The sequence below is a fragment of the Pandoraea sp. NE5 genome (assembly GCF_024363545.1).
GTDB lineage: Bacteria > Pseudomonadota > Gammaproteobacteria > Burkholderiales > Burkholderiaceae > Pandoraea > Pandoraea cepalis.
The window spans coordinates 417,426-442,109 of record NZ_AP025517.1 but is presented as its reverse complement, the minus strand read 5'-3'; the positions used below and the strand labels follow the sequence as shown (position 1 = coordinate 442,109).

20 protein-coding genes are annotated in these 24,684 nt (G+C 65.5%); 11 read left to right on the top strand and 9 right to left on the bottom strand.

What is annotated here, in order from left to right; genetic code table 11:
• Nucleotides 1–55 precede the first annotated feature (55 nt).
• Nucleotides 56–2,797, top strand: a complete 2,742-nt coding sequence (gene mgtA / locus PanNE5_RS02010; RefSeq protein ID WP_261939132.1) for a magnesium-translocating P-type ATPase — start codon at nt 56–58, stop codon at nt 2,795–2,797.
• Nucleotides 2,798–3,013: 216 nt separating this feature from the next.
• Here the strand turns inward: mgtA and PanNE5_RS02005 are convergent, their stop codons facing one another.
• The 3 genes from PanNE5_RS02005 to PanNE5_RS01995 are packed head-to-tail and all read right to left on the bottom strand — an operon-like array spanning nt 3,014 to nt 4,878.
• Entirely contained in the window at nt 3,014–3,541 is a 528-nt protein-coding gene (locus tag PanNE5_RS02005) for a hypothetical protein (protein ID WP_017235305.1), read from the bottom strand.
• Between the two features lie 49 nt (nt 3,542–3,590).
• Nucleotides 3,591–4,472: a 4-hydroxy-tetrahydrodipicolinate synthase gene (dapA, locus tag PanNE5_RS02000; RefSeq protein WP_026132226.1), complete on the bottom strand. Its 882-nt coding sequence runs from the start codon at nt 4,470–4,472 to the stop codon at nt 3,591–3,593.
• Nucleotides 4,473–4,527: 55 nt separating this feature from the next.
• Nucleotides 4,528–4,878, bottom strand: coding sequence for a hypothetical protein (locus PanNE5_RS01995; protein ID WP_261939131.1), 351 nt, complete (start codon nt 4,876–4,878; stop codon nt 4,528–4,530).
• Nucleotides 4,879–5,187: 309 nt separating this feature from the next.
• Here PanNE5_RS01995 and PanNE5_RS01990 point away from each other — a divergent pair, with 309 nt between their 5' ends.
• Complete coding sequence (locus tag PanNE5_RS01990) at nt 5,188–5,400, top strand: DUF1059 domain-containing protein (protein WP_150563183.1); 213 nt, start codon at nt 5,188–5,190, stop codon at nt 5,398–5,400.
• Between the two features lie 22 nt (nt 5,401–5,422).
• Here PanNE5_RS01990 and edd read toward each other — a convergent pair whose 3' ends face one another.
• A complete protein-coding gene (gene edd / locus PanNE5_RS01985) occupies nt 5,423–7,270 on the bottom strand; it encodes a phosphogluconate dehydratase (RefSeq protein WP_261939130.1) in 1,848 nt (615 codons plus the stop codon).
• Nucleotides 7,271–7,502: 232 nt separating this feature from the next.
• On the opposite strand from edd, the gene zwf reads away from it, so the two are divergent.
• The 4 genes from zwf to PanNE5_RS01965 all read left to right on the top strand — a co-directional run bounded on the left by zwf (nt 7,503) and on the right by PanNE5_RS01965 (nt 13,130).
• Nucleotides 7,503–8,990, top strand: coding sequence for a glucose-6-phosphate dehydrogenase (gene zwf, locus PanNE5_RS01980; RefSeq protein ID WP_150563181.1), 1,488 nt, complete (start codon nt 7,503–7,505; stop codon nt 8,988–8,990).
• A 64-nt stretch (nt 8,991–9,054) separates the two neighbouring features.
• Nucleotides 9,055–9,732, top strand: a complete 678-nt coding sequence (gene pgl / locus PanNE5_RS01975) for a 6-phosphogluconolactonase (RefSeq protein ID WP_017235311.1) — start codon at nt 9,055–9,057, stop codon at nt 9,730–9,732.
• On the top strand, nt 9,710–11,608 hold the full coding sequence (locus PanNE5_RS01970) for a bifunctional transcriptional regulator/glucokinase (protein WP_261939129.1): 1,899 nt from the start codon (nt 9,710–9,712) through the stop codon (nt 11,606–11,608). Before pgl ends, PanNE5_RS01970 begins: the two co-directional genes overlap by 23 nt.
• 22 nt (nt 11,609–11,630) lie before the next feature.
• Nucleotides 11,631–13,130: an AMP nucleosidase gene (locus PanNE5_RS01965; protein WP_017235313.1), complete on the top strand. Its 1,500-nt coding sequence runs from the start codon at nt 11,631–11,633 to the stop codon at nt 13,128–13,130.
• Nucleotides 13,131–13,147: 17 nt separating this feature from the next.
• Here the strand turns inward: PanNE5_RS01965 and PanNE5_RS01960 are convergent, their stop codons facing one another.
• The 3 genes from PanNE5_RS01960 to PanNE5_RS01950 form a co-directional block, all read right to left on the bottom strand.
• Nucleotides 13,148–14,401: an Hsp70 family protein gene (locus tag PanNE5_RS01960; protein WP_017235314.1), complete on the bottom strand. Its 1,254-nt coding sequence runs from the start codon at nt 14,399–14,401 to the stop codon at nt 13,148–13,150.
• Nucleotides 14,402–14,501: 100 nt separating this feature from the next.
• Nucleotides 14,502–15,890, bottom strand: a complete 1,389-nt coding sequence (locus PanNE5_RS01955) for an MFS transporter (RefSeq protein WP_130025141.1) — start codon at nt 15,888–15,890, stop codon at nt 14,502–14,504.
• 213 nt (nt 15,891–16,103) lie between these two features.
• Complete coding sequence (locus PanNE5_RS01950) at nt 16,104–17,333, bottom strand: cytochrome P450 (protein ID WP_261939128.1); 1,230 nt, start codon at nt 17,331–17,333, stop codon at nt 16,104–16,106.
• A gap of 213 nt (nt 17,334–17,546) precedes the next feature.
• Between PanNE5_RS01950 and PanNE5_RS01945 the strand changes: the two genes are divergently transcribed.
• A complete protein-coding gene (locus PanNE5_RS01945) occupies nt 17,547–18,179 on the top strand; it encodes an ArsR/SmtB family transcription factor (protein WP_261939784.1) in 633 nt (210 codons plus the stop codon).
• 31 nt (nt 18,180–18,210) lie between these two features.
• On the opposite strand, the gene PanNE5_RS01940 is transcribed toward PanNE5_RS01945, so the two are convergent.
• The gene (locus tag PanNE5_RS01940) at nt 18,211–19,056 is read right to left on the bottom strand and encodes an IclR family transcriptional regulator (RefSeq protein WP_261939127.1); all 846 of its coding nucleotides are present in this window, start codon (nt 19,054–19,056) and stop codon (nt 18,211–18,213) included.
• An 82-nt stretch (nt 19,057–19,138) separates the two neighbouring features.
• Nucleotides 19,139–20,296 carry an FAD-dependent monooxygenase gene (locus PanNE5_RS01935; RefSeq protein WP_261939126.1) on the bottom strand — a complete coding sequence of 386 codons (1,158 nt, stop codon included), beginning with the start codon at nt 20,294–20,296 and terminating at the stop codon, nt 19,139–19,141.
• Between the two features lie 492 nt (nt 20,297–20,788).
• Between PanNE5_RS01935 and PanNE5_RS01930 the strand changes: the two genes are divergently transcribed.
• From PanNE5_RS01930 to PanNE5_RS01915, 4 genes are all read left to right on the top strand, one after another.
• Nucleotides 20,789–21,865 carry a porin gene (locus PanNE5_RS01930; protein ID WP_174975102.1) on the top strand — a complete coding sequence of 359 codons (1,077 nt, stop codon included), beginning with the start codon at nt 20,789–20,791 and terminating at the stop codon, nt 21,863–21,865.
• A gap of 314 nt (nt 21,866–22,179) precedes the next feature.
• A complete protein-coding gene (locus PanNE5_RS01925; RefSeq protein WP_017235321.1) occupies nt 22,180–23,049 on the top strand; it encodes an ABC transporter ATP-binding protein in 870 nt (289 codons plus the stop codon).
• A gap of 39 nt (nt 23,050–23,088) precedes the next feature.
• Nucleotides 23,089–23,871 (top strand): ABC transporter permease, encoded by a 783-nt coding sequence (locus PanNE5_RS01920; protein WP_017235322.1) that lies wholly within the window; start codon nt 23,089–23,091, stop codon nt 23,869–23,871.
• Nucleotides 23,872–23,889: 18 nt separating this feature from the next.
• The gene (locus PanNE5_RS01915; RefSeq protein WP_017235323.1) at nt 23,890–24,681 is read left to right on the top strand and encodes an SDR family oxidoreductase; all 792 of its coding nucleotides are present in this window, start codon (nt 23,890–23,892) and stop codon (nt 24,679–24,681) included.
• Nucleotides 24,682–24,684: the final 3 nt, after the last annotated feature.

The window sequence follows — 24,684 nt, the reverse complement described above, 5'->3', positions numbered from 1 at the left end:
CATCGGCGACTGGCCGGTGCCCAGCGATATCAACCGTATTTTCAGGATGTATCCGATGCAACAAGCTCTCACGTTCAGCGAGCGACTGATTGCGGTGCTTGGCGCGCGCCTTGGCCTGCGCTTCTTCCGCCGCCGCGACATGCTCGAAACCCTCGATGCGCCAGCGCATGGCCACGAGGCACCGCCAGGTTTGCTCGACGCCGCCCGCGACGCCGGCCCCGATCTGCTCGCCCGTCTGCACACGACGCGCGACGGTCTGTCGGATGACGAGGCCGCCACCGTGCGGGCACACGTTGGCGTCAACGAAGTCGAGCACGAAAAACCGTTGCCCTGGTGGCGGCACCTGTTCAACTGCTACCGCAATCCATTCAACCTGCTGCTCTCGGCACTGGCCGCTGTGTCGTACGCGACCGACGACACCGAGGGAACGATCATCATCGCGTCGATGGTGATCATTTCCACGGTGTTGCGATTCGTGCAGGAGGCGCGCTCCTCCAAGGCGGCGGAAAAGCTCAAGGCCATGGTGAGCACCACGGCGACGGTGCTGCGCCGCGAAATGTTCGGCCATGAGGGCGTAGAGGCCGACCACGTGCGCCGTCTGGGTCGCATGGGCCGTGAAATTGCGTTGGCCGAACTCGTGCCGGGCGACATCGTGCTGCTCGCGGCGGGCGACATGATTCCGGCGGACGTGCGCATTCTCGCGGCCAAGGATCTGTTCGTCTCGCAATCGGCGCTTACCGGCGAGGCACTGCCCGTCGAGAAATTCGCGCACGCTTGCGAGTCCGGCGGCAGCAATCCGCTCGCCTACGACAACCTCGCGTTCATGGGGACGAACGTCGTGAGCGGGTCGGCCACGGCTGTCGTCGTGGCGACGGGGGCGCGCACGTTCTTCGGCTCGCTCGCGCAGCGCGTCACGGCGCAGCAACCGACGGTGACGTCGTTCCAACAGGGCGTGAATCGTGTGTCGTGGGTGCTGATCCGCTTCATGCTGGTCATGACGCCCATCGTGCTGCTCATCAACGGTTTCACCAAGCACGACTGGCTCGAGGCGTCGCTGTTCGCGCTGTCGGTGGCGGTGGGTCTTACGCCCGAAATGCTGCCGATGATCGTGACGGCCACGCTCGCCAAGGGCGCGGTCGTGCTCTCGCGCAAGAAGGTGATCGTCAAGCGGCTCGATGCGATCCAGAACTTCGGCGCGATGGATGTGCTGTGCACCGACAAGACCGGCACGCTCACGCAGGACAAGATCTGTCTCGAACGTCATACCGATGTCTGGGGCCACGCCTCGGAAGATGTGCTCGAGTATGCCTATCTCAACAGCTTCTACCAGACCGGCCTGAAGAACCTGCTCGACGTGGCAGTGCTCGATCATGGGGAGCTGCACCAGCATCTCGACATCGTGAACCGGTATCGCAAGATCGATGAGATCCCGTTCGACTTCCAGCGCCGTCGCATGTCGGTGGTGGTCAGCGAGAACGGCGATCATCACGAACTGATCTGCAAGGGGGCGGTGGAGGAGGTGATGGCCGTGTGCAATCGCGTGCAGCATGGTGCGAACGTCGAGCCGCTCACGCCCGATGTGCTGGCCCGCCTGCGTCGCGTCACGGCCGACCTGAACGCCGAAGGTCTGCGCGTGGTGGCCGTGGCAACGCGCCACTTGCCACCGGTGCGCGACAGTTATGGCATTGCGGACGAGAGCGAACTCGTGCTCGTCGGGTATATCGCGTTTCTCGATCCGCCCAAGGAGTCGACGGCGCCGGCGCTCAAGGCGCTCGCAGCGGCGGGTGTCCAGGTCAAGGTGCTCACGGGCGACAACGATCTCGTGACGGCGAAGGTGTGCCGCGAAGTGGGGCTGGCGGTGAACGGCTGCGTGCTGGGCGACGACATCGAGGCGATGAGCGACGCCGAACTGGCGCACACGGTCGAACGCGCCAACGTATTCGCCAAGCTCACGCCGTCGCACAAGGAGCGCCTGGTGCGCCTGTTGCGCGCGAACGGCCACGTCGTTGGCTTCATGGGCGACGGCATCAACGATGCACCGGCCTTGCGCGCGGCCGACATCGGCATTTCGGTGGACACGGCGGTGGACATCGCCAAGGAAGCGGCCGACCTGATCCTGCTGGAAAAGAGTCTGATGGTGCTGGAGCAGGGCGTGATCGAGGGGCGTCGCACGTTCGCGAACATGCTCAAGTACATCAAGATGACCGCCAGCTCGAACTTCGGCAATGTCTTCTCGGTGCTGATCGCGAGTGCGTTCCTGCCGTTCCTGCCGATGCTGCCGTTGCAACTGCTCACGCAGAACCTGCTCTACGATTTGTCGCAGACGACGATACCGTTCGACAACGTCGACGACGAACAGCTCACGAAGCCGCAGCGCTGGAATCCGGCGGATCTGTCGCGCTTCATGGTGTTCTTCGGCCCGATCAGTTCGATTTTCGACGTGCTGACGTTCGTGGCGATGTGGCATTGGTTCGGCGCGAACAGCGCCGAGCATCAAACGCTGTTCCAGTCCGCCTGGTTCGTCGAGGGGCTGCTGTCGCAGACGCTCATCGTGCACTTGATCCGCACGCGTCGCATTCCGTTCGTGCAGAGCCGCGCGGCATGGCCGTTGCTGATGATGACGGCCGCCGTGATGCTGATCGGCGTGATGCTGCCGATGTCGCCGTTCGCGGACACGTTCAAGATGCAGGCATTGCCGCTCGCGTACTTCCCGATGCTCGCGGCCATCCTGCTCGCCTACGCTGTGCTCACGCAAATGATGAAAGGCATGTTCGCGCGACGGTTCGGGTGGCAGTGAGCGCACGCGCCTCGGCCTGACGCACCACGCCAGCGGCGAGAGGATCGCCGCTGGCGTTCACCTCATGGGTTCCGGGGACGCTCAGTCATCTACCCAGGTCCCGGACGGACGGTCGAAATGTTGGCTGCGAGGGGCGAAGACGTCGCGCGCATCGTCGAGTTCCAGCGTCACGTCGAGCGCGCCGTCGTTATCGCGTGTGGCGCTCGCGAACTACGGTCAGCTTGAGTGTATTCGCATTGCGACGTCAGTCGAAGCGCAAGGACCGTGCGCGACCTCCACACGGCGTTTGGGTGACACGGTGATGTCCAGTGCTGCATACAGCTCGTCGAGCGCTTCCCGTGTGCCGACGAGCAGCGCCGTCGTTTGCCCGCTCATGTCGGTGACGACGCTCACGAGCGTTTTTCCCTGACAGGTCTCGCGCGCCGCAACGAATTGCGTCGAGGTCAGAGCCGCGAGCGTGGCGAAGCGGTCGGCCTGCACTAGGCCGTTGATCTGGAAGACAGGTTGCGTGGCGCCGGTGGCGCGCAATGCGAGTTTTACGTTGACACCATCGCTGCGGGCGCCAAGCGCGGTGAGCAGCTTGTCGCGTCCCTGCGGACCCAGCGCGCAGCGATCGCCGTGAACCCATCGTGAAATCGTGTTGCCGGTCATGCCGGTCGCGTAGGCGAGCCTGGCCAACGGGGTGCCCGAGAGCTTGATCAGCAGACGGGCGATGGTGCGGTGACGCTGTTCGATGTCGTCCATATCGGGTCTCGTGTCGTGGGGAAGGGCGGACAGGCCGCGCCGTTCGGACTCAGAAGGCCATCGTCACTTCGAGCTGGACGTCGATCGCTTTGCGAAGGGCGTCCGAGCACGGCATGAGCGGACGACGAACCGTCTCCGGGCACAGGCCCAATGACGCGAGCGCGGCTTTGATCGCCACGGGATTGGGCTCGGAAAACAGGCGTCGGATGAGCGGCTTCATGCCGTTGAAGAGCATTGTGGCGTGCACCATGTCGCCCTCGCGCGCGTAGCGAAGCAGCTTCAGATAGAGATCCGGCCGCACATGTGCCGCCGCCGAAATGCATCCGCGCGCACCGGCGTGCAGTGCGGGCAGCAACTGCATATCGTCGCCGCACAGCACGGGCATGGCGACCTGCGACGGCAGGTGCGTGAGCGAATGCTCGTCGCACTCCTTGATCGCCGCGAAGGCGCTGTGTGATGCCAACGCTCGGATCGTCTCCACGCCGAGCGCCACGCCAGTACGCAGCGGCACGTTATAGAGCACGAGCGGTTTGCGCGTCACGGCTGCCAGCGTGCGGTAGTGCCAGAGGATGCCGTCTTGCGACGGTCGCAGATAGTAGGGCGGCGGCACAAGGTAACCGGCGAGCGGCAGATCGTCGAGGCTGCCAATCTGATGCGCGGCGTCCGACGTGTCGGCCGCGCCGACGCCAGCCACGACGGGCGCATGGTCTTGGGCGAGATGGCACGCGGTCTCGACGAGCCAGCGGCGTTCGTCGGGGGCCAGCAGCGCACCTTCGCCCGTGGTGCCGGCCACGACAAGACCGCTGACCCCGGCAGCAAGGTAGAAGTTGACCAGACGGGCGAAGGCGCTGCGATCGATCTGTGCGCCGTTCGCGCCTGTCATGGGCGTGACGAGGGGAATCCAAACGCCTTCGAAGATGGCTGGGTTCATGGCGGGGGGCGGATTGGCGGGGCGAAGGGGGCGGAACACCGGGGACGTTGAACGCTCAGGCGGCGGGGCGAAGACGCAGCACACCAAATTCAGCTTCTGGCAGCGATTGCATGACGGCGTGCATGGCCCGCGAGGCTTCGACGCGCGGCAACGCAATCGATACCACGGCGGCGGTATCGTGCCGGATCGGGCGAATTGTCTCGACGCGCCACGGCAGCGGCAGGCTCATCGCCAGCGTGACGGCGAGCGTGGAGACGGCCGCGCGGCTGAGCGTGATGTCGAGCGTTGCATCGAGACGTGCGCGTGGGGGGCACCGATGGCGCTCACGCGCAGCGGAGAAGGCGTCGGCCAAGACGGAACCTGCATCAGGGGGTTCCAGACTGGCGCGTTGGGCGATGGTAGGCATGACAACGTGTCGATTGACGACAGGAGTGACGACGGAGCCAGTCTAGGGATGCACGGATAAAAAAGGCGTCAAGATTTCTTGACGCCGTCCGGACGCGGCCGCAGCCCCACCGTCATGGGGGCTTCGACCGACCGCATGAATCCCATCGTCGTGTGACCTGACAATCGCCACCCGCAACCTATACTTTCAGAATGATTGTGTTTGCCGTCCCATCCCATCCGCAGAAGGTGAAATCGCGCCCCGCAGGCGTCGCGTGGTATACGGCGCGATCATCCAGCCAAGACGACGCTCTCGTGAGAGGAGACCATCATGACCCGCAAATTCATCGATTGCCGGGAATTCCCGAGCGCAATGAACTGCTCCGTAGCGCTATCCGCAGATTCCGAAAACGAACTGATGGAAGCGGCCGTGCAACACGCCATCACGGTTCACGGACATACCGATTCCGCCGAGCTGCGTTCGCAACTGCGTACGCTATTTCACGACGGGACACCGCCGATTGACGCACCACGTCACACTTAATCGCACATCATTCGCCGGCCAGTCACGAGTGCTTCGGATACTCCGAGTCGTCGAACAGCACGCACGCGCCATGCGGTGCGGCGCCGACATTGCGCCGGAATAGGCGGAATACGTTACGCCACGGGTCGAACGGCCGTTGCGGTTCCGGGGCCGGAGCACGCGCGGCGAGCGTGGCGTCGTCGACTTCGCAGTGCAGCAGGTTCTTCTCGCAATCGATCGTGATGATGTCGCCATCCTGCACGCGGGCGAGCATGCCGCCTTGCTCCGCTTCCGGCGACAGGTGAATGGCGGCGGGCACCTTGCCCGACGCACCGGACATTCGCCCGTCAGTCACGAGCGCCACATGATGGCCTTCGTCCTGCAGGAGGCCGAGCATCGGCATGAGCTTGTGCAACTCCGGCATGCCGTTGGCCTGCGGGCCCTGGAAACGCACCACGACGACGACATCGCGCGTCAGTTCTCCCGCCTTGAACGCCGCTTGCGCGCTCTCCTGATCGGAGAACACGCGTGCCGGAGCGCGAACCGTCTGATGTTCCGGCTTGACGGCGGATGACTTGATGACCGCGCGCCCCAGGTTGCCCGCGAGCATGCGCAAGCCGCCTTCGCGCGCAAACGGCCGCGATGCCGGGCGCACGATGCCCTCGTCGAGACTGTTGTTGGGGGCGTCCTGCCAGGAGAGCACGTCGTCGTGCAGCACGGCTTCCTGCGTGTATGGGCGTAGACCGTGCCCCATGACGGTGGTCACGTCATCGTGCAGGAATCCGGCGTCGAGCAACTCGCGAATCAGGAAGTTCAGGCCACCCGCCGCATGGAACTGGTTCACATCCGCCTTGCCGTTCGGATAGACGTGAGCGAGCAGCGGCGTGACGTCCGACAGCTCGGCGAAGTCCTGCCAGTCCAGCAGAATGCCGCCCGCATGCGCCATCGCCACCAGATGCAGCGTGTGGTTGGTCGAGCCGCCCGTGGCCAGCAGGCCGACGACGCCGTTGATGAACGCTCGCTCATCGAGGATATGCGACGTGTTGATACCGGTCTTCGCCAGCGCCACGGCGCGCGCCGTGGCCGCCTGCGTGAGCGCATGACGCAGCGGCGTATGCGGATTGACGAACGACGCGCCGGGCAAGTGCAGCCCCATGAATTCCATGAGCATCTGATTGCTGTTGGCGGTACCGTAGAACGTGCAGGTGCCTTCGGTGTGGTACGCGGCGAGTTCGGAGTCGAGCAGCGCCGCGCGCGTGACGCGGCCCGCAGCATACTCCTGCCGGATGCGCGATTTCTCGTCGTTGGGCAGCCCGGAGGGCATCGGGCCCGCCGGGGTGAAAACGGCGGGCAGATGGCCGAACGCCTGGGCGGCGATGACCAGTCCCGGCACGATCTTGTCACACACGCCGAGGAACATGGCGGCGTCGAACATCTGGTGAGAGAGCGCCACGACCGAGGCCATCGCGATCACATCGCGCGAGAACAGCGAGAGTTCCATGCCCGCATAACCCTGCGTGACGCCATCGCACATTGCGGGCACGCCACCGGCCACCTGTGCGCTGGCACCATGCGCCCGTGCTGCGGACTTGATGACGTCGGGGAACTCAACGAACGGGGCGTGCGCCGACAACATGTCGTTGTAGGCCGTGACGATGCCGATATTCGGCGTGCGCTCGGTGCGGATCTTGATGCGGTCGTCGGCGGGGGCGGCGGCCAGCGCGTGCGCGAGATTGGCGCAGCCGATCGACTCGCGACCGGGCTGCCCCTGCGTGGCGCGGGCCACGCCCTCCAGATAGGCCTGACGGCTTGGACGGCTGCGCTCGATCAGTCGCTGGGTCACGCGCTCAACCACCGGATGCAGCGGTACATTTTGCGAAGACTGGGTCATGGAGTGTCCGGAACGTTGTGGGTCGCTCGACGTGGGTGATGTAGTCAAAGAACGAAACTTAGTTGATTAAAAGTGTAGTTAAACTACAATGCAGTGTCAAAGTTGCGCTTCTTCGGTGACATTCGGACATTTGCCGTGTCCGGCGGCCCATTCGCCGCTTGCTGGCTCGCCAGTTGGCGCGCCGAGCGGAGCCTGGGAGAAGCGTTCGGCCGCACGGGAGTCCACGCTGTCTATGACCACGCCTTCACCCTATACCTTTGTCTTGTTCGGCGCCACCGGCGATTTGTCACTGCGCAAGGTGCTGCCCGCGCTGTTCCGGGCGTTCCGCACGGGGCAATTGGGCGCCGATGCCGACGCTGGCGCCGGTGCGAGTACCGGCCGCATTTTGGCGATTGCCCGCAAGCCGATGGAGGCCGCCGCGTATCACAAGTGGTGCGAGGAACACGTGCGCGGGCACATCAAGTCCGATGTCTGGGACGAGGGCGCATGGTCGCGGTTTCTCGCCACCATCGACTACATGCCGCTCGATCTCGGGCGTGAAGCCGAATTCGGCGTACTGGCCGAGCGCCTCGCCCAACGGCAGGGCGTGCGCATCTTCTATCTGGCCACCGGCCCGTCGCTGTTCATCCCCATCTGCGAAGGGTTGCGCAGCGCCAAACTCAACGAGAACAGCCGGATCGTGCTGGAAAAGCCGCTCGGGCACGATCTGGCTTCGTCGGAGGCGATCAACGATGCGGTGGGCGCGAGTTTTCGCGAAGACCAGATTTACCGCATCGACCACTACCTCGGGAAAGAGGCGGTACAAAACCTGCTGGCGCTGCGCTTCGGCAACGCGATCTTCGAGCCGTTGTGGCGACGCGAGTTGATCGACAGCATTCAGATTACGATTGCCGAGGAAATCGGCGTCGAAGGGCGCGGCGAGTTCTACGAACAGACCGGCGCGCTGCGCGACATGGTGCAAAACCATCTGCTGCAACTGCTCGCCATCGTCGCGATGGAGCCGCCGCTGTCGATGGACGCCGACGCCGTGCGCGACGAGAAGCTGCGTGTGTTGCGCTCGCTGCGTCAGCTCGACGACGACACGGTCGCGCGCAACGTGGTGCGGGGCCAATACGGCGGTGGCGCGATCGGCAAGTCGGCGGTGCCGGCCTATGTCGACGAGCCGGGCGTGCCGCCGTCCAGCCAGACGGAGACGTTCGTGGCCCTCAAGGCCGAGATCGACAACTGGCGCTGGGCCGGCGTGCCGTTCTACCTGCGCACGGGCAAGCGGCTGGGCGAGCGCGTGGCGGAGATCGTTGTCAACTACCGCGCAACGCCCTATCCGTTGCTCGGCGAAGCCACGGCGCAGGCCGGCGCCAATCGTCTCGTCATCCGTTTGCAACCGAACGAATCGATCCGCCTCTACTGTCTTGCGAAGCAGCCGGGCGACGGCATGACCCTGCAAACCGTTCACCTCGACCTGGCGTTCGACCAGTTCTTCAAGGGACACCGGATGGATGCGTACGAGCGCCTGCTGCTCGATGTCATCAACGGGCGTCTCGCGCTCTTTGTCCGTCGAGACGAGCAAGAGGCGGCCTGGCGCTGGGTCGCGCCGATCCAGGCGTACTGGTCGCGTCAGCACAAAGGGCCAAAGCGTTACGCCGCCGGCACCTGGGGGCCGCCCGCCGCAAGCGCGCTGCTGGCACAGTCCGGTACGAGCTGGGTCGAAGAAGACAACTGAGGCGGATCGCCGGGCGAGGCCCGGCGCGTCGGTCCGACGTCATGTCAACCGGAGGCAAACACCCATGATCCACTGGCGCACCTTCCCCACCCGGCAGACACAGGCGCTGGCGCTCGCCAACGCCGTCGTTGCACGGCTCGACGAAGCCTTGACGATTCGTCCGCGCGCGTTGCTGGCTGTATCGGGCGGCACGAGTCCGAAGGCATTTCTCTTGCAACTGGCCCGGCTTCCCGTGGCGTGGCGCGACATCGACATCACGCTCGTGGACGACCGCTGGCTGCCGCCCACGCATGCCGAGAGCAATGCCCGGCTGGTGGCCGAGACACTGCTGCCCGGTGCGACGGGTGCGCACTGGTTGCCGCTGGTGGACACCGCGACGTCCGCCGCGTTGCAGGTGCGAACGCTCAACGACACGTGGAGGCATGGCGTGCCGCAAGTGGCCGTGCTCGGCATGGGCGAGGACGGCCATACGGCGTCGCTCTTCGCCGACGCGGCGCAATGGCACGACGCCATCGCCACACACGACAAATTCGTGCTCGTGCAGCCCCAGCACGCGCCGCACCTGCGCGTGTCGTGGTCGCTCGCCGCGCTCGCGTCCTGCGAGCGCCTCTTGCTGCAAATTCAAGGCCCGGCCAAACGCGCCGTCTTCGAAGCGGCGCAGGCCGAGGTGCAGGACAACGCCATCTCCCGGCTGATCCACTGTGAAGGAGTGAACATCGATGTCTTCTGGAGTGAGGAATAATCCTCCGCACGTAAGCGGTCCGCGACTGCTGGCCGACATCGGCGGTACCAACGCCCGGTTCGCGCTGGAAGTCGCACCCGGCGATCTCGTCGAGATCCGCGACTATGCTTGCGACGATTTCCCAGGCGTTCCCGAAGTCATCCGTGCGTATCTTGACGAGGCCGATCACGCTGAGCCGGTGCGGCATGCCGCGATCGCGATTGCGAATCCGATTGCCGGTGACGAGGTGCGCATGACGAATCGCGACTGGCACTTCTCGATTGAAGCGACACGCCGTGCGCTGCGCTTCGAGACGCTGCTGGTCGTCAACGATTTCACCGCACTGGCGATGGCGCTGCCTTACCTGTCCGAGGCACAGCGGCGTCAGGTGGGCGGCGGCGAACCACAGCCGGGCGGGGTAATCGGCTTGCTCGGTCCGGGCACCGGCGTTGGGGTGTCCGGCTTGATTCCGGCGGCAGACCGCTGGATCGCGCTCGGCAGCGAAGGCGGGCACACGACGTTCGCGCCGGCGGACGAGCGCGAAATCGAGGTGCTGCGCTACGCATGGAAGCAGTTCCCGCACGTGTCGTTCGAGCGTCTGGTAGCCGGTCCCGGCATGGCGCTCGTCTATCAAGCCTTGGCGGCGCGAGACGGCCGCTCGGCGCCATCGCTGGAGACCCCCGCCATCGTAAAGCTCGCCCAGGCGGGCGATGCGCTCGCGCGTGAGACCGTCGATTGCTTTTGCGCGATGCTGGGCACGCTCGCGGGCAATATCGCGGTGTCGCTGGGCGCGGTGGGCGGCGTGTACTTGGGGGGCGGCGTGATTCCGAAGCTCGGCACGTTGTTCGAGGACTCACCGTTTCGTCAGCGCTTCGAGGCAAAGGGGCGATTCGAGGCGTATCTGAAGGCGATTCCGACTTACGTCATTACGGCCGATCATCCGGCGTTCCTGGGCACGTCCGCCATCCTTGCCGAACAGCTCGGCACGCATGCGGCGGGCGCGGGCGCGCTGATCGACCGTCTGCATCGGTTGCGCGACCGGTTGAGCCCGGCCGAGCAGCGCGTGGCCGAACTCGCGCTCAAGCAACCGCGTGCGCTGCTCGCGGAGCCGGTGTCGGAAATCGCGCGTCTGGCGCGGGTGAGCCAGCCCACGGTCATTCGCTTTTGCCGCAAGCTCGGCTGTCAGGGACTGTCGGACTTCAAACTCAAACTCGCGAGTGCGCTGACCGGCACGCTGCCGGTGCGTCATGGACAGGTGCACGTGGGCGACTCGGCGGCGGAATTCAGCGCCAAGGTGCTCGACAACACCGTGTCGTCGATTCTGCAGATGCGCGAGCATCTCGACGCGCGCACGCTCGAGGCGGCCGTCACCTTGCTCGATGGTGCCCGCCGCATCGAGTTCTACGGGCTGGGCAACTCCGGCGTGATCGCGCAGGACGCGCACTACAAGTTCTTCCGCTTCGGCATGCCGACCATCGCGTACGGCGACCCGTATCTGTTGCAGGCGTCGGCAGCGCTGTTGGGAGACGGCGATGTGGTGGTCGCCATTTCCGCGTCGGGCCGCTCGGCGGATCTGAACCGCGCGGTCGACATCGCCGTGGCGCGCGGCGCGAAAGTGATTGCGCTCACGGCGCGCAACTCTCCGCTGGCGCGCAAGGCGACGCTCGTGCTGCCCAACGATCACGTCGAGACGATGGGCGCTCACGTGACGATGATCGCGAGAATTCTGCACCTCGCGGCGATCGACGTGCTCGCCGTGGGCGTGGCGATTCGGCGCGCCGGGCCAGGGGCGGAGACGGCCGGCGAGGGCGCGCTCGATTGGCTTGGCCACGGCAGCGGACGGGACGCGGAGACGCCTGCCGGTCGTGTCACAATGGGCGCATACTCCCCCTCATGATTAAGACAGAAGAGGTTTGCGCATGTCCGAACAAGAACCGGTCCATGCCACCCGATCGATCGCGGATCCGGTGGAAGCCGTCGCCTACCTGAAGACGATTTACGATGCCAACACGGCGTACCTCCGCGCCGCTTTCGACCGCTTCGCCACGCAGAAGGAGGCGGCGCGGCGCGTGAGTGCGCACTATCCGTTCATTCGCATCACCACCGAAGACATTACCCAACTGGACAAGCGTCTGTCCTATGGCTTTGTGTCGGGGCCGGGCAGCTATCAGACGACGGTCACGCGACCGGATCTGTTCGAAAACTACTACGTCGAGCAGCTTCGCCGTCTGGCGCACAATCACGGCGTGGCCTTCGAAGTGGGCGTCTCCGACGAGCCGATCCCTGTGCACTTCGCCTATCAGGACGGCGTGTACCTCGAAGGCGATCTCGATCAGACACACCTGCGCGCCATGCGCACCGCGTTCGACGTGCCCGATCTGGCAACGATGGACGACAGCATCGTGAACGGCACGCGCGATCCCATGCCCGGCGAGATCTTGCCGCTCGCTCTGTTCACGGCGCCGCGCGTGGATTATTCGCTGCATCGCCTGCGCCATTACACAGCGACCTCGCCCGAAAATTTTCAGAACTACGTGCTCTTCACGAACTACCAGTTCTATATCGACGAGTTCGTCGAACTGGGACGCGAGCTGATGAGCGCGACCGACGATCCGGCCTTGCGCGAATACCGCAGTCAGTACACGGCGTTCGTCGAACCGGGCAACGTCACGCACTGGAACCAGAACATAGCCGCGCTCGACGCGCGGGGCACGCCGCCGCCGCGCCTGCCGCAGATGCCGGCATATCACCTCGTGCGCCCGGACAACACGGGCATCACGATGGTCAATATCGGCGTGGGGCCTTCCAACGCGAAGACCATCACCGATCACATCGCCGTGCTGCGCCCGCATGCCTGGGTCATGCTGGGTCACTGCGCAGGGCTGCGCAACTCGCAGCGCTTGGGCGACTACTGCCTGGCGCACGGGTACGTGCGTGAGGATCACGTGCTCGACGACGATCTGCCGCTATGGGTGCCGGTGCCGCCGCTGGCCGAGGTGCAGGTCGCACTCGAGCGTGCCGTGGCCGACGTCACGCAACTCGACGACTTCGAACTCAAGCGTGTGATGCGCACGGGCACGGTCGTCACGGTCGACAATCGCAACTGGGAATTGCGCGATCACCGCGAGCCGGTGCAGCGCATGAGTCAAAGCCGGGCGATTGCACTCGACATGGAGAGTGCGACGATTGCAGCGAACGGCTTCCGTTTCCGGGTGCCGTATGGCACCTTGCTCTGCGTGAGCGACAAGCCGCTGCACGGGGAGCTGAAGCTGCCCGGCATGGCGGACCGGTTCTATCGCGAGCGCGTCGACCAGCATCTGAAGATCGGCGTGAAGGCGATGGAGCTGCTGCGCAATAACGGTCTGGATCGTCTGCACAGTCGCAAGCTGCGCAGTTTCAACGAAGTCGCGTTTCAGTAACGGACGCCGGCGACCGCTCAGGAAAACACGCGCCTGGCGTGAATGCCCAGACCCAGCGCCACGCTGGCGAGACGGTCGCCGAATACCGGTGTTGCTTTCGGAAAGGCCGCGCACATGGCACCGGAAAGGCTGCGCAGCCCCGTGGAGCCGCCGGTGAAGTAGAGCGCATCGACATCTTCGGCGCGCAGTCCGGCCAGCGCCGCCGTATGCACGGCGCCTGCCGTGATGCTCGCGATTTCGTCGCTGACCGCTTCCACCAGGCCCGCTTCCGAGAACGCGACCGCGAGATCGCGTTCGATCACCGACAGATCGATGCGCGTCTCGCCGCCTGAGGCGACGTTGATCTTCGCGTCTTCGGCATGACCGACGAGCGCGTGTCCAAGGCGTTGCTCGACCGTGCGCATCAGGCGCCGGTGATGGGCAGGGTCGGCGTACAGATGCGCCGTGAGCGCCAGTTCGCCAACGCGCTTCGGCGTGTAGACCGTGTTGATCAGATGCCAGGTTGCCAGATCGAAATAGATCCGGTTCGGTACTTCCTTGCCGTCGGGACCGAGCGCCTTGTAACCGAGTTCGCGCAAGATCGTGGCCAACTCGATGCGGCGGTCGAAGTCCGTGCCGGCGATATGCACGCCGTGGTGGGCGAGCACGTCGTCCTTGCGATCGAGATGGCGTGCCCGTTCCGGTCCGACACGCACCAGCGAGAAGTCCGAGGTGCCGCCGCCAATATCGATGACGAGCACCTGCTGTTCATCGCTCAGACGCGATTCGTAATCGAACGCGGCTGCAATCGGCTCGAACTGGAAATGCACGTCATGGAACCCGACGTCGCGCGCGCTTTGTTCGAGCGAGCGTTGCGCGGCTGCGTCGGCGCGCGGATCGTCGTCGACGAAAAACACGGGGCGACCCATGACCACATGACGCAGGTCGCCGCCGCTGGCCTTCAGCGCGTGCGTGCGCAGATGGCGCAGGAACGTGGCGATGATGTCGATATAACGCATCGCCGACCCGTTACCGAGGTCGGTCGTGCTTTCGATCAGGGAGGAGCCGAGCAGGCTTTTGAGCGAGCGCATTAGGCGCCCGTCGTAACCATCGACGTAATCGGCGACGGCTTGACGGCCAAACGACACGCGGCCACCTTCATCGGCGTTGAAGAATACGGCGGTCGGCAGCGTGCCGTAGCCGGCTTCCAGCTCGACCAGACGCATGGCGGCGCCGTCTTGCACGGCGACGGCAGAATTCGAAGTGCCGAAATCGATGGCGCAGAAGCTCATGGCATTTGCGGCCCGCACAGGCGAGCCGTAAAAGGTCGGCAGTGTAGCACGGCCGGACGGTCGGCCGGATGGAGGCGCTCGGGCGAGCGCTGCACGACGCTCATCCGCGTGCCGAATTCGCGTCGGGCTGGGCCGCGGGCAGCGTACGCAGGCTGCTCACCACGGCCGCGACTGCAGCGAACGCCGCCGCGACATAGAGCGAGGCGCGCGTGCCGAAGCCCGACGGGGCGACGCTGAAGATGAGGGCCACGAGCGCCGCACCCGTCGTCTGCCCGGTCAGGCGCGCAGTGCCCAGCATGCCACTTGCGCCGCCGCTGCGATGGGCGGGCGCGGCCATGAGCATCGCGTAGTTGTTGGGCGACTGGAACAGTCCGAAGCCGAAGCCGCACAGGGCCATGCGCCAGACGATGTCGGCCGATTGCGGGTGCGCGGGCAGCAGGCCGAGCGCGAGCAGGCCGAGGGCGAACGCCGCCAGACCAATCGCACCGAGCAGACCGGGCTTGTAATACTCCAGCAGGCGCCCGGCCAGCGGCGCGACGACAACGATGGTGAGCGGCCAGGCCGTCATCAGCAAGCCGGTCTGCACGCGATCAAAGCCCAGCGAATCCTGCAGGAAGAAGGGCAGCGCGACATACGCGAGCATTTGCGCGCAGAACGACGCCATCGACGTGCAGATCGACAGCCCGAAAATCGGAATGCGCAGCAGGTCCAGCGGCAACAGCGGCACCGGCTGGGTGCGTTGGCGTCGCACGAAGACCGTGCCGATGACGATCGCTGCGGCGACTTCGAGCGCCACCAGCCAACGCGCCTGACCATGCCCGAAGGCGTCGATGCCGGAGATGAGCAAGCCGAAGGTGAGCGCACTTAACAGCGCCCCAGTCCAGTCGAAGGGGTGCGAGGCGCGGGCCGTGTCGGGCAGCGAGCGCACGGCGATGACAAAGGCGACGACGCCGAGCGGCACGTTGATGGCAAAGAGCCACGGCCAGTGCGCGATGGACAGCACGCCGGCGGCAATCGTCGGGCCCGCAGCGGATGAGATGGCAACGATGAGCGCGTTGAGCGAGACGCCGCGCCCGAGCCAGCGCGACGGGTAGATGGCTTTCACCAGCGCGGTGTTCACACTCATGATGCCTGCCGCCCCGAAGCCCTGCACCACGCGTGCGAGCGTGAGCGTGACGAGCGAATCCGAGAGCGCGCAGCCAAGCGAGGCGACGGTGAACAGCGCGAGCCCGACGGTATAGACGCGGCGGTAACTCACAATCTCGCCGAGTGCGGCGAGCGGCAGCAGCGAGATGGTGATGGCGAGCTGATAAGCGTTGACGATCCAGATCGACGTGGCGGGACTGGCGTTGAGGTCGCGCGCGATCGTGGGGAGCGCGACGTTGGCAATCGCCCCATCGAGCACCGCGAGCGAGATCGCGAGCATGACGGTCGCAACGGCCCATACCCGGGCGGGCATGGGCATACCGTCGGTGTGTGTGTCGGACATGTGGGCAGCGGAAGACGGGACGGGCGCGCACCGGGACGCCACAGCGGGCGGTGCGCACAACGAAAGCGTCATCCTGCCCGAAATTCCTGGACCACGCGGGGCCCTGGCGCAGAGCCTTATGTTTACAAGGGTTTCATTTGTTCCATTGTGTTTCGTTGAATGGAACCAAGGTTCCGCTGATTAAAACGCGTTCATCGACAGCAGTCATTTGCCTCAAGCCGCCGTGGCGCCATCGTGGAAACGCGCGATCCGGATGTTGCCGAGCGGGTGATACGTCGAGCTGGTCGCGATGGCGGCGAGCTCGGCATCGCTGTCGAGTATCGTCTGGACCCCGATGGCGGCGATCGTGCTGGCCGGCGAGCGTCCCGGGCAGGTGTGGGCGCCGTGCCCGAAGGTCCAGGCCACGTCGTCCGGTGCGGCGCCGGCGGGCGCGGCGGCAAGCACCACCAGGATGGCATCGCCGCGTGCGAGCGTTCGTTCATGGATGATGGCGGGCGCGTGCAGGAATCGACGGGTGTTTTGCACGGGGGGATCCTGACGGATCACCTCGCCGATGGCGGTGATGGCGACGGCAAGGTTGGCCGTTAGCGATTGAGCACCGTTGACGGCGGGCACAGCGCCGGGCGACGCCTGCTGCGCGAGCCGGCGCAGGCTGTTGGCCACGAGTCCGGCGCAGGCGTCATGCGTTTGCGTAAAGAGGCCCACGACATTGGCCGTGAGCGCCCCGTAGTCGACGGCCTCGTCGCGTGCCGCGCTTCGGGCCGTGTCGCGCAACCAAGTTCCTGGGGCGGCGTCGTTGTCGAGCCAGCGCATGGCACGATGGCGAAGCGTCGTGGTGGCGCTGTGTCCGCGTGCGAGCCTCTCGGCGCGCGGAGACGACTGGGTGGACTCGGCCATCGCCGCGACCAGCGTGCGGACGTCGTCGTACACGTCGACCCACTGTGAGGGAGGAACGCCCAGCCACGCCGCGAGGGCATAGATCGGCTGACGGAAGACAAAGTCGTCGAGGCGCGCGCAGGGTGTCTCCCCTTGGGCGAGATAGGCGTCTGCACAGGCGGCCTGGCTGGCGTTGCGCAGCCGGTCGAGGGTGGCGCCGTCGGCATGCAGCGTGGCGAGTCGAGCCTTGAGCCAGGGCTTCATTGCCGCATGCGCGGCGCCGTCGTTCATCCTGACGAGTGTGCCGAACCAGTCGCCGGCGGCGCCATTGGCCAATGCCGCGGGGACGGTCGCGCCAGCCGGCCGAACACCGCACGCCGGATGACGCAGCACGGCGGCCATGGCTTGCGGGCTGGCGGCGACCCACATACCGAGCGAGGCATCGAAATCGAACGGGCGTCGCGCGGCGAGCGACTGGTAGTACGGATACGGGTTGGGGTGCACGACGGCGGCCAACGCACTGGCGGGCGGCGGCACGGTGAGGAGATCGGCGGTGGCGGCAAACATGGCGGGCATCTCGATTTGAGGGGAACGGGACTCATCATGGCGCATCGGCCGACCGGCACGTTTCATCCCATCCTGAAGTGTTGAACGCATCCCCCAGCCTATACTGCCGATGCTGTGCTTCATCATCCTTACAGGAGTCCTGCTGTGGACATCGCAAGAGATCACGCCCCCGGCGTCAGTTCACTCGCCGCGTTGCTCGCCGATGCCGGGCGGATGACCATGCTGTGGGCGTTGATGGACGGTTCAGCCCGTCCGGCGGGGGAGTTGGCGTTGGTGGCCGGGCTGTCGCCGTCCAGTGCGAGCGGCCATCTTGCCCGACTGGTCGACGGCGGCGTGCTGGCGCAAGAAGCACGCGGACGCCATCGTTATTTCCGCATCGCCACGCCCGAGACCGCCGCGGCCATCGAAGCGCTTGCCAGCGCCGTGCTTGCCACGCGCGATCTGCGGCCGCGCTCTGTCCCTGTCAGTCGTTCCACGCCGATACCGCTTCGCCACGCGCGGACCTGTTATGACCATCTCGCTGGGGAAGTTGCGGTCGATCTCTTCGCGCGGATGCATGCGCACCGTTGGCTTCGGATCGACGGTAGCGACGTGGCGCTCACCGATATGGGCGTGGAGGGACTCACGGCCGTTGGCGTCAACCTCGCCACGGCTCGCGCCCATCGACGCCGCTTCGCCTGCACCTGCCCCGACTGGAGCGAGCGCAAGCCGCATCTGGGGGGTGCGTTGGGGGCGGCGCTGCTCAGCACCTGCCTCGACGCCAAGTGGCTCGAACCCACCCGGGCGCCGCGCGCGTTGCGCGTCACGCCGCTCGGGGAACGCAAGCTCGCGGCCATCGCCCTCTGAAGCGAGGCGATGGCGGTGAAGTCGCGAAGGCTCAGCCGCGTTCGGCAGCGGCGAGAAACGCGGGTGCGTCGGCCAGCAGGATGGCGAGATCGGCCGCGCCCGACTTCACCGCTCGCGCGGTGCGCTCGCGCGTCAATGTATCAGTGCCCACCAGCGAGCGCGGACCGGCAACGCTCAGGGCTGCCAACGGTCTGCCGTGAGCGTCCAGCACAGCGGCGGCGCAGGCGTCGATGCCCGCTTCGAAGCCGTCCTGACTCCAGGCGCATCCGGCGTCGCGATCACGTTCGAGCTGGGCGTCGAGCGCAGCATGCGTGCGTGCGCTTTGTGCCGTGGCGGCAGCGAGCGGTTCCGGCCCGAGCAACGCACGGCGGCGCTCGGTGCTCAGATGCGCGAGCAGCGACCGGCCCGGTGCCGTCAAATGTGCCGTGACGCGGCTGCCCGCGCGGATATTGCTGACGAGCGGTAACGCCGGCGTTTCGCACAGCAGATAGCGAACCTGGGCGCCGTCGAGCACGGTGAGATAGCTCGATAGTCCGGTCTCGGTCGTCACGCGCGTGAGTACGCGCCGCGCTGTCGCCAGGTGATCCTCGCCGGCGAGTGCGCTGGCCGCCAGTGTCAGGAAATTCAAGCCGAGCCGATGGCCACCCTGCGGCAACGGCTCCAGCACGCCCTCGAATTGGAGCGTCTCGATCAAACGCATGACGGTCACCCGATTCACCCCAATGCGGCGGCCGACGTCGCTGACATTGGCCGTCGACCCGCCGTCCGCCACGAAGCGCAGCAGCTTGAGCGCACGCATGACCGGCGTCACGAGGCCCGCTTGTCCGGTGTCTTGCGCGTCGGTGGTGGACTCAATGTCTTGCGTAGCTTTGTTCATGCGGTCGATTCCAGTCATCGGGGGCATCGGGAGCATCGGTATAGGGCGGCGCAGCGATCGCACTTGCGCCGCCGCAGGTCACTCAGGCCGCGAGCGGGACTTGCCACGCGTCATACTCGTAGACCCAGTCGGCATTGCCGCCTTCCTTGAGCCACTGGTTGCCGCGCGAGCCGATCTGCACGCGTGCCGTGCGTTCGCGTCGCGATACCTCGTAGCGCGCGAGCGCGGCGGCGAGCGTGGAAAGCTCGGCGCTTGGGCCCACGGCCGCCAAGTGGCGAGACAGTACCACAGCATCTTCGATCGCCATGCCGGCGCCTTGTGCCATGAACGGCATCATCGGATGGCTCGCATCGCCCAGCAGCGACACCCGATCGCGCGACCATTGCGGTAACGGATCGCGCACATACAGCGCCGACTTCAGCACGCTGTCGCACGCGTCGAGCAGGGCGCGCGCTTCGGGGTGATAGTCGGCGTACATCGCGCGCAACTCGTGCACGTCGCCGGGTGCCGTCCACGATTCCAGCGTCCAGCTGTCCTGGGGCGTCGTGGCGAAGACAAAGATGTCGCTGCCGAGATTGAGCGGGAACGTCACGATCTGGCTCGACGGGTTCGGTCCCCACCACTTCGTGAACGCGCCGAGATTCGGCACGCCGTCGAGTTTGTCCGCGGGCACGACCGCGCGATACGCCACCACGCCAGTGAACTCCGGCGATTCCGGCCCGAACAGGCCGGTGCGCACGACCGAGTGGATGCCGTCCGCGCCGATGAGCACATCGACGTCGTCGTGCGTGCCGTCCGCGAACGCCAGTCGAATGGGGCCGGGCTGCGCGTTGCCCGGCGCTTCGAACGATACGAGTTTCTTGCCCAGCGCAATCGACGTCGCGGGCACGGCCTGCTCCAACGCCTGCAACAGGTCGGCGCGATGCATCGTGAGCTGCGGCGCGCCGTATTTCGTCTGCGCCGTGCGGGCCATCTCCAGACGCGAGGTCTCCTCGCCCGAATCCCAGGTGCGGCTGATGCGATGGCTCGGTTGCGCGGCCGATTGGCGCAAGGCGTCGCCGACCCCGAGGCCGTCGAGCGCGCGCACGGCGTTGGGTGTCAGGTTGATGTCCGCGCCGACCCGGGCGAACTGCGCTGCCTGCTCATACACGCGCACACGGAAACCTGCGCGCAGTAAGCCGATGGCGGCGGCCAGACCGCCGATGCCGGCACCGTTGATGCCGATGAGAGGAGCTTGCATGGGAACATCCTTTGACGAAAGTGACGACAAACCAGAAAAATAATAAGTTCAAATATGAACATGATGTTCAAATATTATTGTTTTTGATTCGATCAAAGGCAAGGCATCCTCGGGTAAATCCCGAGGAAACGGACAGGCCCTGACGGGGGGCGAGCCAGGACGCCCGGCAACGCTCGCGGGACGAACGGTGCCGCTCGCTGCGCAGCTGGGGCGGAGATCTTCGTCGCTGTACCGGCGCGTTAGCACGCCAATTTATTCTTATCAATTCGTGAATCTCCGCTGCGGGGCTCATGCGTCACCTGGCCTAAGCTTCGCTCAGTTGGTTTCATAAGTAATCCAACGTTTCATAGGTGGAACGTCGAAAAAGCAAATGCGGGACGAGGCGACTGGCTTGGGTTGCCGCGCATCGCATCCGGCGTCGTCACCGTTCTCGAATCATCGAACGACAGGAGTACACAGATGAAGCGGTTTCCGATGGGGCGGATCCCTGGCATGACGGCGCTGGCGGCGGCAATGCTGCTGGCGGCGGGGGTGCCGGTCGCTGCGCAGGCGCAGAGCAACGTCACGATCTACGGCAGCCTGGATGCCGGCATGGCGTACGTGAACAATCAGGGCGGCAACGCGAACTGGATCGCCCAGCAGGGCGCGACGCAGCCGGATCGCTGGGGCTTTCGCGGGGTCGAGGATCTGGGCGGTGGCAATCGTGCCATCTTCCAGCTGGAAAACGGCTTCTCGACGCTCTCGGGCAACACGGTCAAGGCGGGCGCGATGTTCAACCGCCAGTCGTGGGTTGGCCTGCAGTCGGACAAGATGGGCACGTTGACCATCGGTCACATGACCACGTTCAACTTCGACTGGCTCGGGCCGATGAGCACGGCCTACCTGGGCATGAACTGGTACATGTTCCACCCGGGTAACCTCGACGAGCTGGCGAACACGTCCGTCGTGCAGGTCGACAACTCCGTGCGCTACGTCACGCCGGACTTTGCGGGCTTCAAGGCGGGCAGCATGATCTCGTTCGGCAACAACACGAACTTCGCCAACGGGCGCAAGTGGAGTGTGGCCGCGAACTATACGAACGGCGGCTTCAAGGCGTCGGCAGTCTACTCGAACGAGAACAACCGCACGCCGAACGTTGCCGTGCTCGGCGGCGCGACTTTCCAGGGACAGGCGGTTGGCAGCTATGCGGCGTCGAACGTCGAGAACATGGGCGCCGGCGTGTCGTATGGCTTCGGGCCGTGGCTGCTGCACGCGTTGTACACGCGCGTGAAACTGCAGTCGCCGGGCTTCAGCGACACTTACCAGTCGTTCGACGGCGGTGCCAACTATGCGACGGGCGTGGCCAACACGATCACCTTCGGCGCGGCCACGACTTCGCTGACGGGCAAGCGCTGGACGCAGGTCAGCCTGGGCGACGTCTACGCGTTCTCCAAGCGCACGCAGGTGTATCTGAGCGGTGTGTATCAACACGCGAGCGGCAATGGGGCGGTGACGGCCATCAACACGATCGGCGCGTCGTCGACGGGCAATCAGTTCATCATCCTGTCGGGCGTGCATCACTCGTTCTGACGCCTCGCAACGCCAACGCATTGCGAGACGCCCCTTGTGGTCTCACTTCCCACGCCGGCCGGCCTTTGCCCGCCGGCGTTTTTTTTCGTCTCGGCTGTTGTGTTGGCTGTGCAACGCCTGCGGGTGCGGGTTTCCCCTAGTCAAAAAACAATTTTGAACGGGCAAATCCCTCCCTATAATTGATCCATAAGTAAATCAACGTTTCACATATGAAACGTGTCCCGCAAGGGAAGACAGGTGGCAAGCCATGCAGGCGAAACGACGCAGCAGGCTGCCCGAGGCAAGTTGAACATCCAGAAACACGGTGGTTTCCCATGCTCAGGTCGATTCAATTGAAGGACGCGAACGTAGCCGAGGCGAATGCCGAGGCACGTCAGGCGCAGCCGGCGGCGGCACCCCTGCCGTTCGCCATCGAATACCGCGGCGTCACGCGTCGGTTCAAAAATCGCCAGGGCAAGGGCGAGATGACGGCCGTCTCGGACGTCTCCATCGGCATCAAGGCCGGTGAGTTCGTCTCGCTGATCGGCCCGAGCGGCTGCGGCAAGAGCACGCTGCTCAACATGGGCGCCGGTCTCTACGCGCCGAGCGAAGGGCAGGTGACGCTCGCGGGCAAGCCGGTGCGCGGCCCGTCGCAGCAAGTCGCGTTCATGTTGCAGAAAGACCTGCTCATGCCGTGGCGCTCGATTCAGAAGAACGTCGAGCTGGGCATGCAGATCCGTGGGCGCAGCAAGGCCGAGCGGGCGGAAGTGGCCAAGGCGCTGCTCGCGCGTTGCCACCTGAAGGGCTTCGAGAACCACTACCCGCACCAGCTCTCGGGCGGCATGCGTCAGCGCGCGGCGCTGGCCCGCACGCTGGCCGTCGAGCCGGACGTTCTGCTCATGGACGAGCCGTTCTCGGCGCTCGATGCGCAGACCAAGATGGTGCTCCAGCAGGATCTCGCGCAGATGCTCGCCGACGAGGGCAAGACCGCGCTGATGATCACCCACGACCTCGCCGAAGCCATTGCGCTCTCGGATCGCGTGTTCGTGATGAGTGAGCGCCCGGGCACGATCATCGAGGAGATCACGATCGATCTGCCGCATCGCGACAACCCGATCGAGCGCCGCAAGCAGGCGGGCATGAACGAATACGTGGCCCATCTGATGGAACTGCTCAAGGTGGGTCGCGACGACCACCTTGGTTGATCCTCGTCCCCGACACTGCAAGACACTGGAATCCTCGCTATGAAATCCCTTTCCAAAACGCAACTGACCGTTGGCAGCTTCGTGTTGCTGCTGATCTTCGCGGCCATCTGGCAATGGGGCCCGACGGCGTTCGGCGTACCCGAGTTCGTGCTGCCCAAGCTGTCGTCGACCGTGATCGAAGGCGCCCGCATGTTCCAGGTCGAGAACCTGTGGCTACACATCGGCGTGACGGCCATCGAAGTGATCGCGGGCTTCGTGATCGGCTCGGCGCTGGGCGTGGTGATCGGCGTGGTCCTCGGTTTGTCGCCGTCGACCGAAGCCATGCTTTCACCGTACATCCTCGCGCTGCAGATTGCGCCGAAGGTCGCGTTTGCGCCGCTGTTCGTCATGTGGATGGGCTACACGATCTACCCGAAGATTCTCGTGGCTGTACTGATCGTCTTCTTCCCCGTGATGATCAATGTGCTCGGCGCCGTGCGCGCCGTCGACCCGGACATGGTCAATCTGGTGCGCGCCCTGTGCGGCCGCCGCTGGCAGATCTTCCGCTTCGTTGAATTCCCGTCGGCCATGCAGGCGCTCTTCGCGGGCTTGCGCATCGCGTCGACGCTGGCCGTGATCGGCGTGACCGTGGGTGAGCTGGTCGGTGGCGACCGTGGCCTGGGCTATCTGCTGGTGTATGGCGAAGGTCAGGGCAACACCGCGATGGTGTTCGTCTCCATCGCCGGGCTCACCGTCATCGGTATCGCGGCGTACGCCGCCGTGGTCTGGCTGGAACGCCGCGCGTTGCATTACGTGCCGCGAGCCGCCATGAACATCGCCTGAACGACGAGGAATTTCACCGTGAACGAACTGCCCATCCCCCCGCTCGACGCCAACACGCTGGCGCCGCTCGACGGCAAGAAGCTGCTGATCACCGGTGGCGCGCGTGGCCTTGGCGAAGGGTTCGTCCGTGCCGCCGTGACACGCGGCGCGCAAGTGACGATTGCCGATATCGCCTCGCAGGCCGGCGAGGCCCTCGCGGCCGAACTGAGCGGTGTGGGACATGCCGTGTCGTTCGTGCGTGTCGACCTGTCCGATCCGGCCTCGGTGGACGCGGCCGCCAAGGGGGCTGCCGAGCGCATGGGCGGCATCGACGGGCTGGTCAACAACGGCGCGATCACCAACTCGGGCGGCAAGCTGGCCGCCGAGCTGAGCATCGAGACGTGGGACGCGGTCATGAACGTCAACGTGCGTGGCACCTGGCTCATGACGATGGCGGCGCTGCCGTTTCTGCGTGCATCGGGGCAGGGGCGCGTCGTGAACATCGCGTCGGATACCGCGCTGTGGGGCGCGCCGCGCCTGCTCGCTTACACCGCCAGCAAGGGCGCCGTCATGGCGATGACACGTTCGCTCGCCCGCGAACTCGGCCCGGACGGCATCACCGTCAACGCGATCGCGCCGGGACTCGTCGAGGTGGAAGCCACGGCCTACGTGCCTGCCGAGCGTCATCGTCATTACCTGGAGGGACGTGCGCTGCCGCGCGCCCAGGTGCCCGACGACGTGATCGGCCCCGTGCTGTTCCTGCTCTCCGATGCTTCCCGTTTCGTGACCGGGCAGGTGCTGCCGGTCAACGGCGGCTTCGTGATGCCCTGACGA

Excerpts from the sequence above, each read along its gene's own strand:
- PanNE5_RS01935 (WP_261939126.1), bottom strand. The coding sequence starts at position 20,296 with ATGCAAGCTCCTCTCATCGGCATCAACGGTGCCGGCATCGGCGGTCTG.
- PanNE5_RS01925 (WP_017235321.1), top strand. The coding sequence starts at position 22,180 with ATGCTCAGGTCGATTCAATTGAAGGACGCGAACGTAGCCGAGGCGAAT.
- mgtA (WP_261939132.1), top strand. The coding sequence starts at position 56 with ATGCAACAAGCTCTCACGTTCAGCGAGCGACTGATTGCGGTGCTTGGC.
- PanNE5_RS01970 (WP_261939129.1), top strand. The coding sequence starts at position 9,710 with ATGTCTTCTGGAGTGAGGAATAATCCTCCGCACGTAAGCGGTCCGCGA.
- dapA (WP_026132226.1), bottom strand. The coding sequence starts at position 4,472 with ATGAACCCAGCCATCTTCGAAGGCGTTTGGATTCCCCTCGTCACGCCC.
- PanNE5_RS01945 (WP_261939784.1), top strand. The coding sequence starts at position 17,547 with ATGACCATGCTGTGGGCGTTGATGGACGGTTCAGCCCGTCCGGCGGGG.
- PanNE5_RS01995 (WP_261939131.1), bottom strand. The coding sequence starts at position 4,878 with ATGCCTACCATCGCCCAACGCGCCAGTCTGGAACCCCCTGATGCAGGT.
- PanNE5_RS01940 (WP_261939127.1), bottom strand. The coding sequence starts at position 19,056 with ATGAACAAAGCTACGCAAGACATTGAGTCCACCACCGACGCGCAAGAC.
- PanNE5_RS01955 (WP_130025141.1), bottom strand. The coding sequence starts at position 15,890 with ATGTCCGACACACACACCGACGGTATGCCCATGCCCGCCCGGGTATGG.
- pgl (WP_017235311.1), top strand. The coding sequence starts at position 9,055 with ATGATCCACTGGCGCACCTTCCCCACCCGGCAGACACAGGCGCTGGCG.
- PanNE5_RS01920 (WP_017235322.1), top strand. The coding sequence starts at position 23,089 with ATGAAATCCCTTTCCAAAACGCAACTGACCGTTGGCAGCTTCGTGTTG.
- PanNE5_RS01965 (WP_017235313.1), top strand. The coding sequence starts at position 11,631 with ATGTCCGAACAAGAACCGGTCCATGCCACCCGATCGATCGCGGATCCG.
- PanNE5_RS01990 (WP_150563183.1), top strand. The coding sequence starts at position 5,188 with ATGACCCGCAAATTCATCGATTGCCGGGAATTCCCGAGCGCAATGAAC.
- PanNE5_RS01930 (WP_174975102.1), top strand. The coding sequence starts at position 20,789 with ATGACGGCGCTGGCGGCGGCAATGCTGCTGGCGGCGGGGGTGCCGGTC.
- PanNE5_RS01960 (WP_017235314.1), bottom strand. The coding sequence starts at position 14,401 with ATGAGCTTCTGCGCCATCGATTTCGGCACTTCGAATTCTGCCGTCGCC.
- edd (WP_261939130.1), bottom strand. The coding sequence starts at position 7,270 with ATGACCCAGTCTTCGCAAAATGTACCGCTGCATCCGGTGGTTGAGCGC.
- PanNE5_RS02005 (WP_017235305.1), bottom strand. The coding sequence starts at position 3,541 with ATGGACGACATCGAACAGCGTCACCGCACCATCGCCCGTCTGCTGATC.
- zwf (WP_150563181.1), top strand. The coding sequence starts at position 7,503 with ATGACCACGCCTTCACCCTATACCTTTGTCTTGTTCGGCGCCACCGGC.
- PanNE5_RS01950 (WP_261939128.1), bottom strand. The coding sequence starts at position 17,333 with ATGTTTGCCGCCACCGCCGATCTCCTCACCGTGCCGCCGCCCGCCAGT.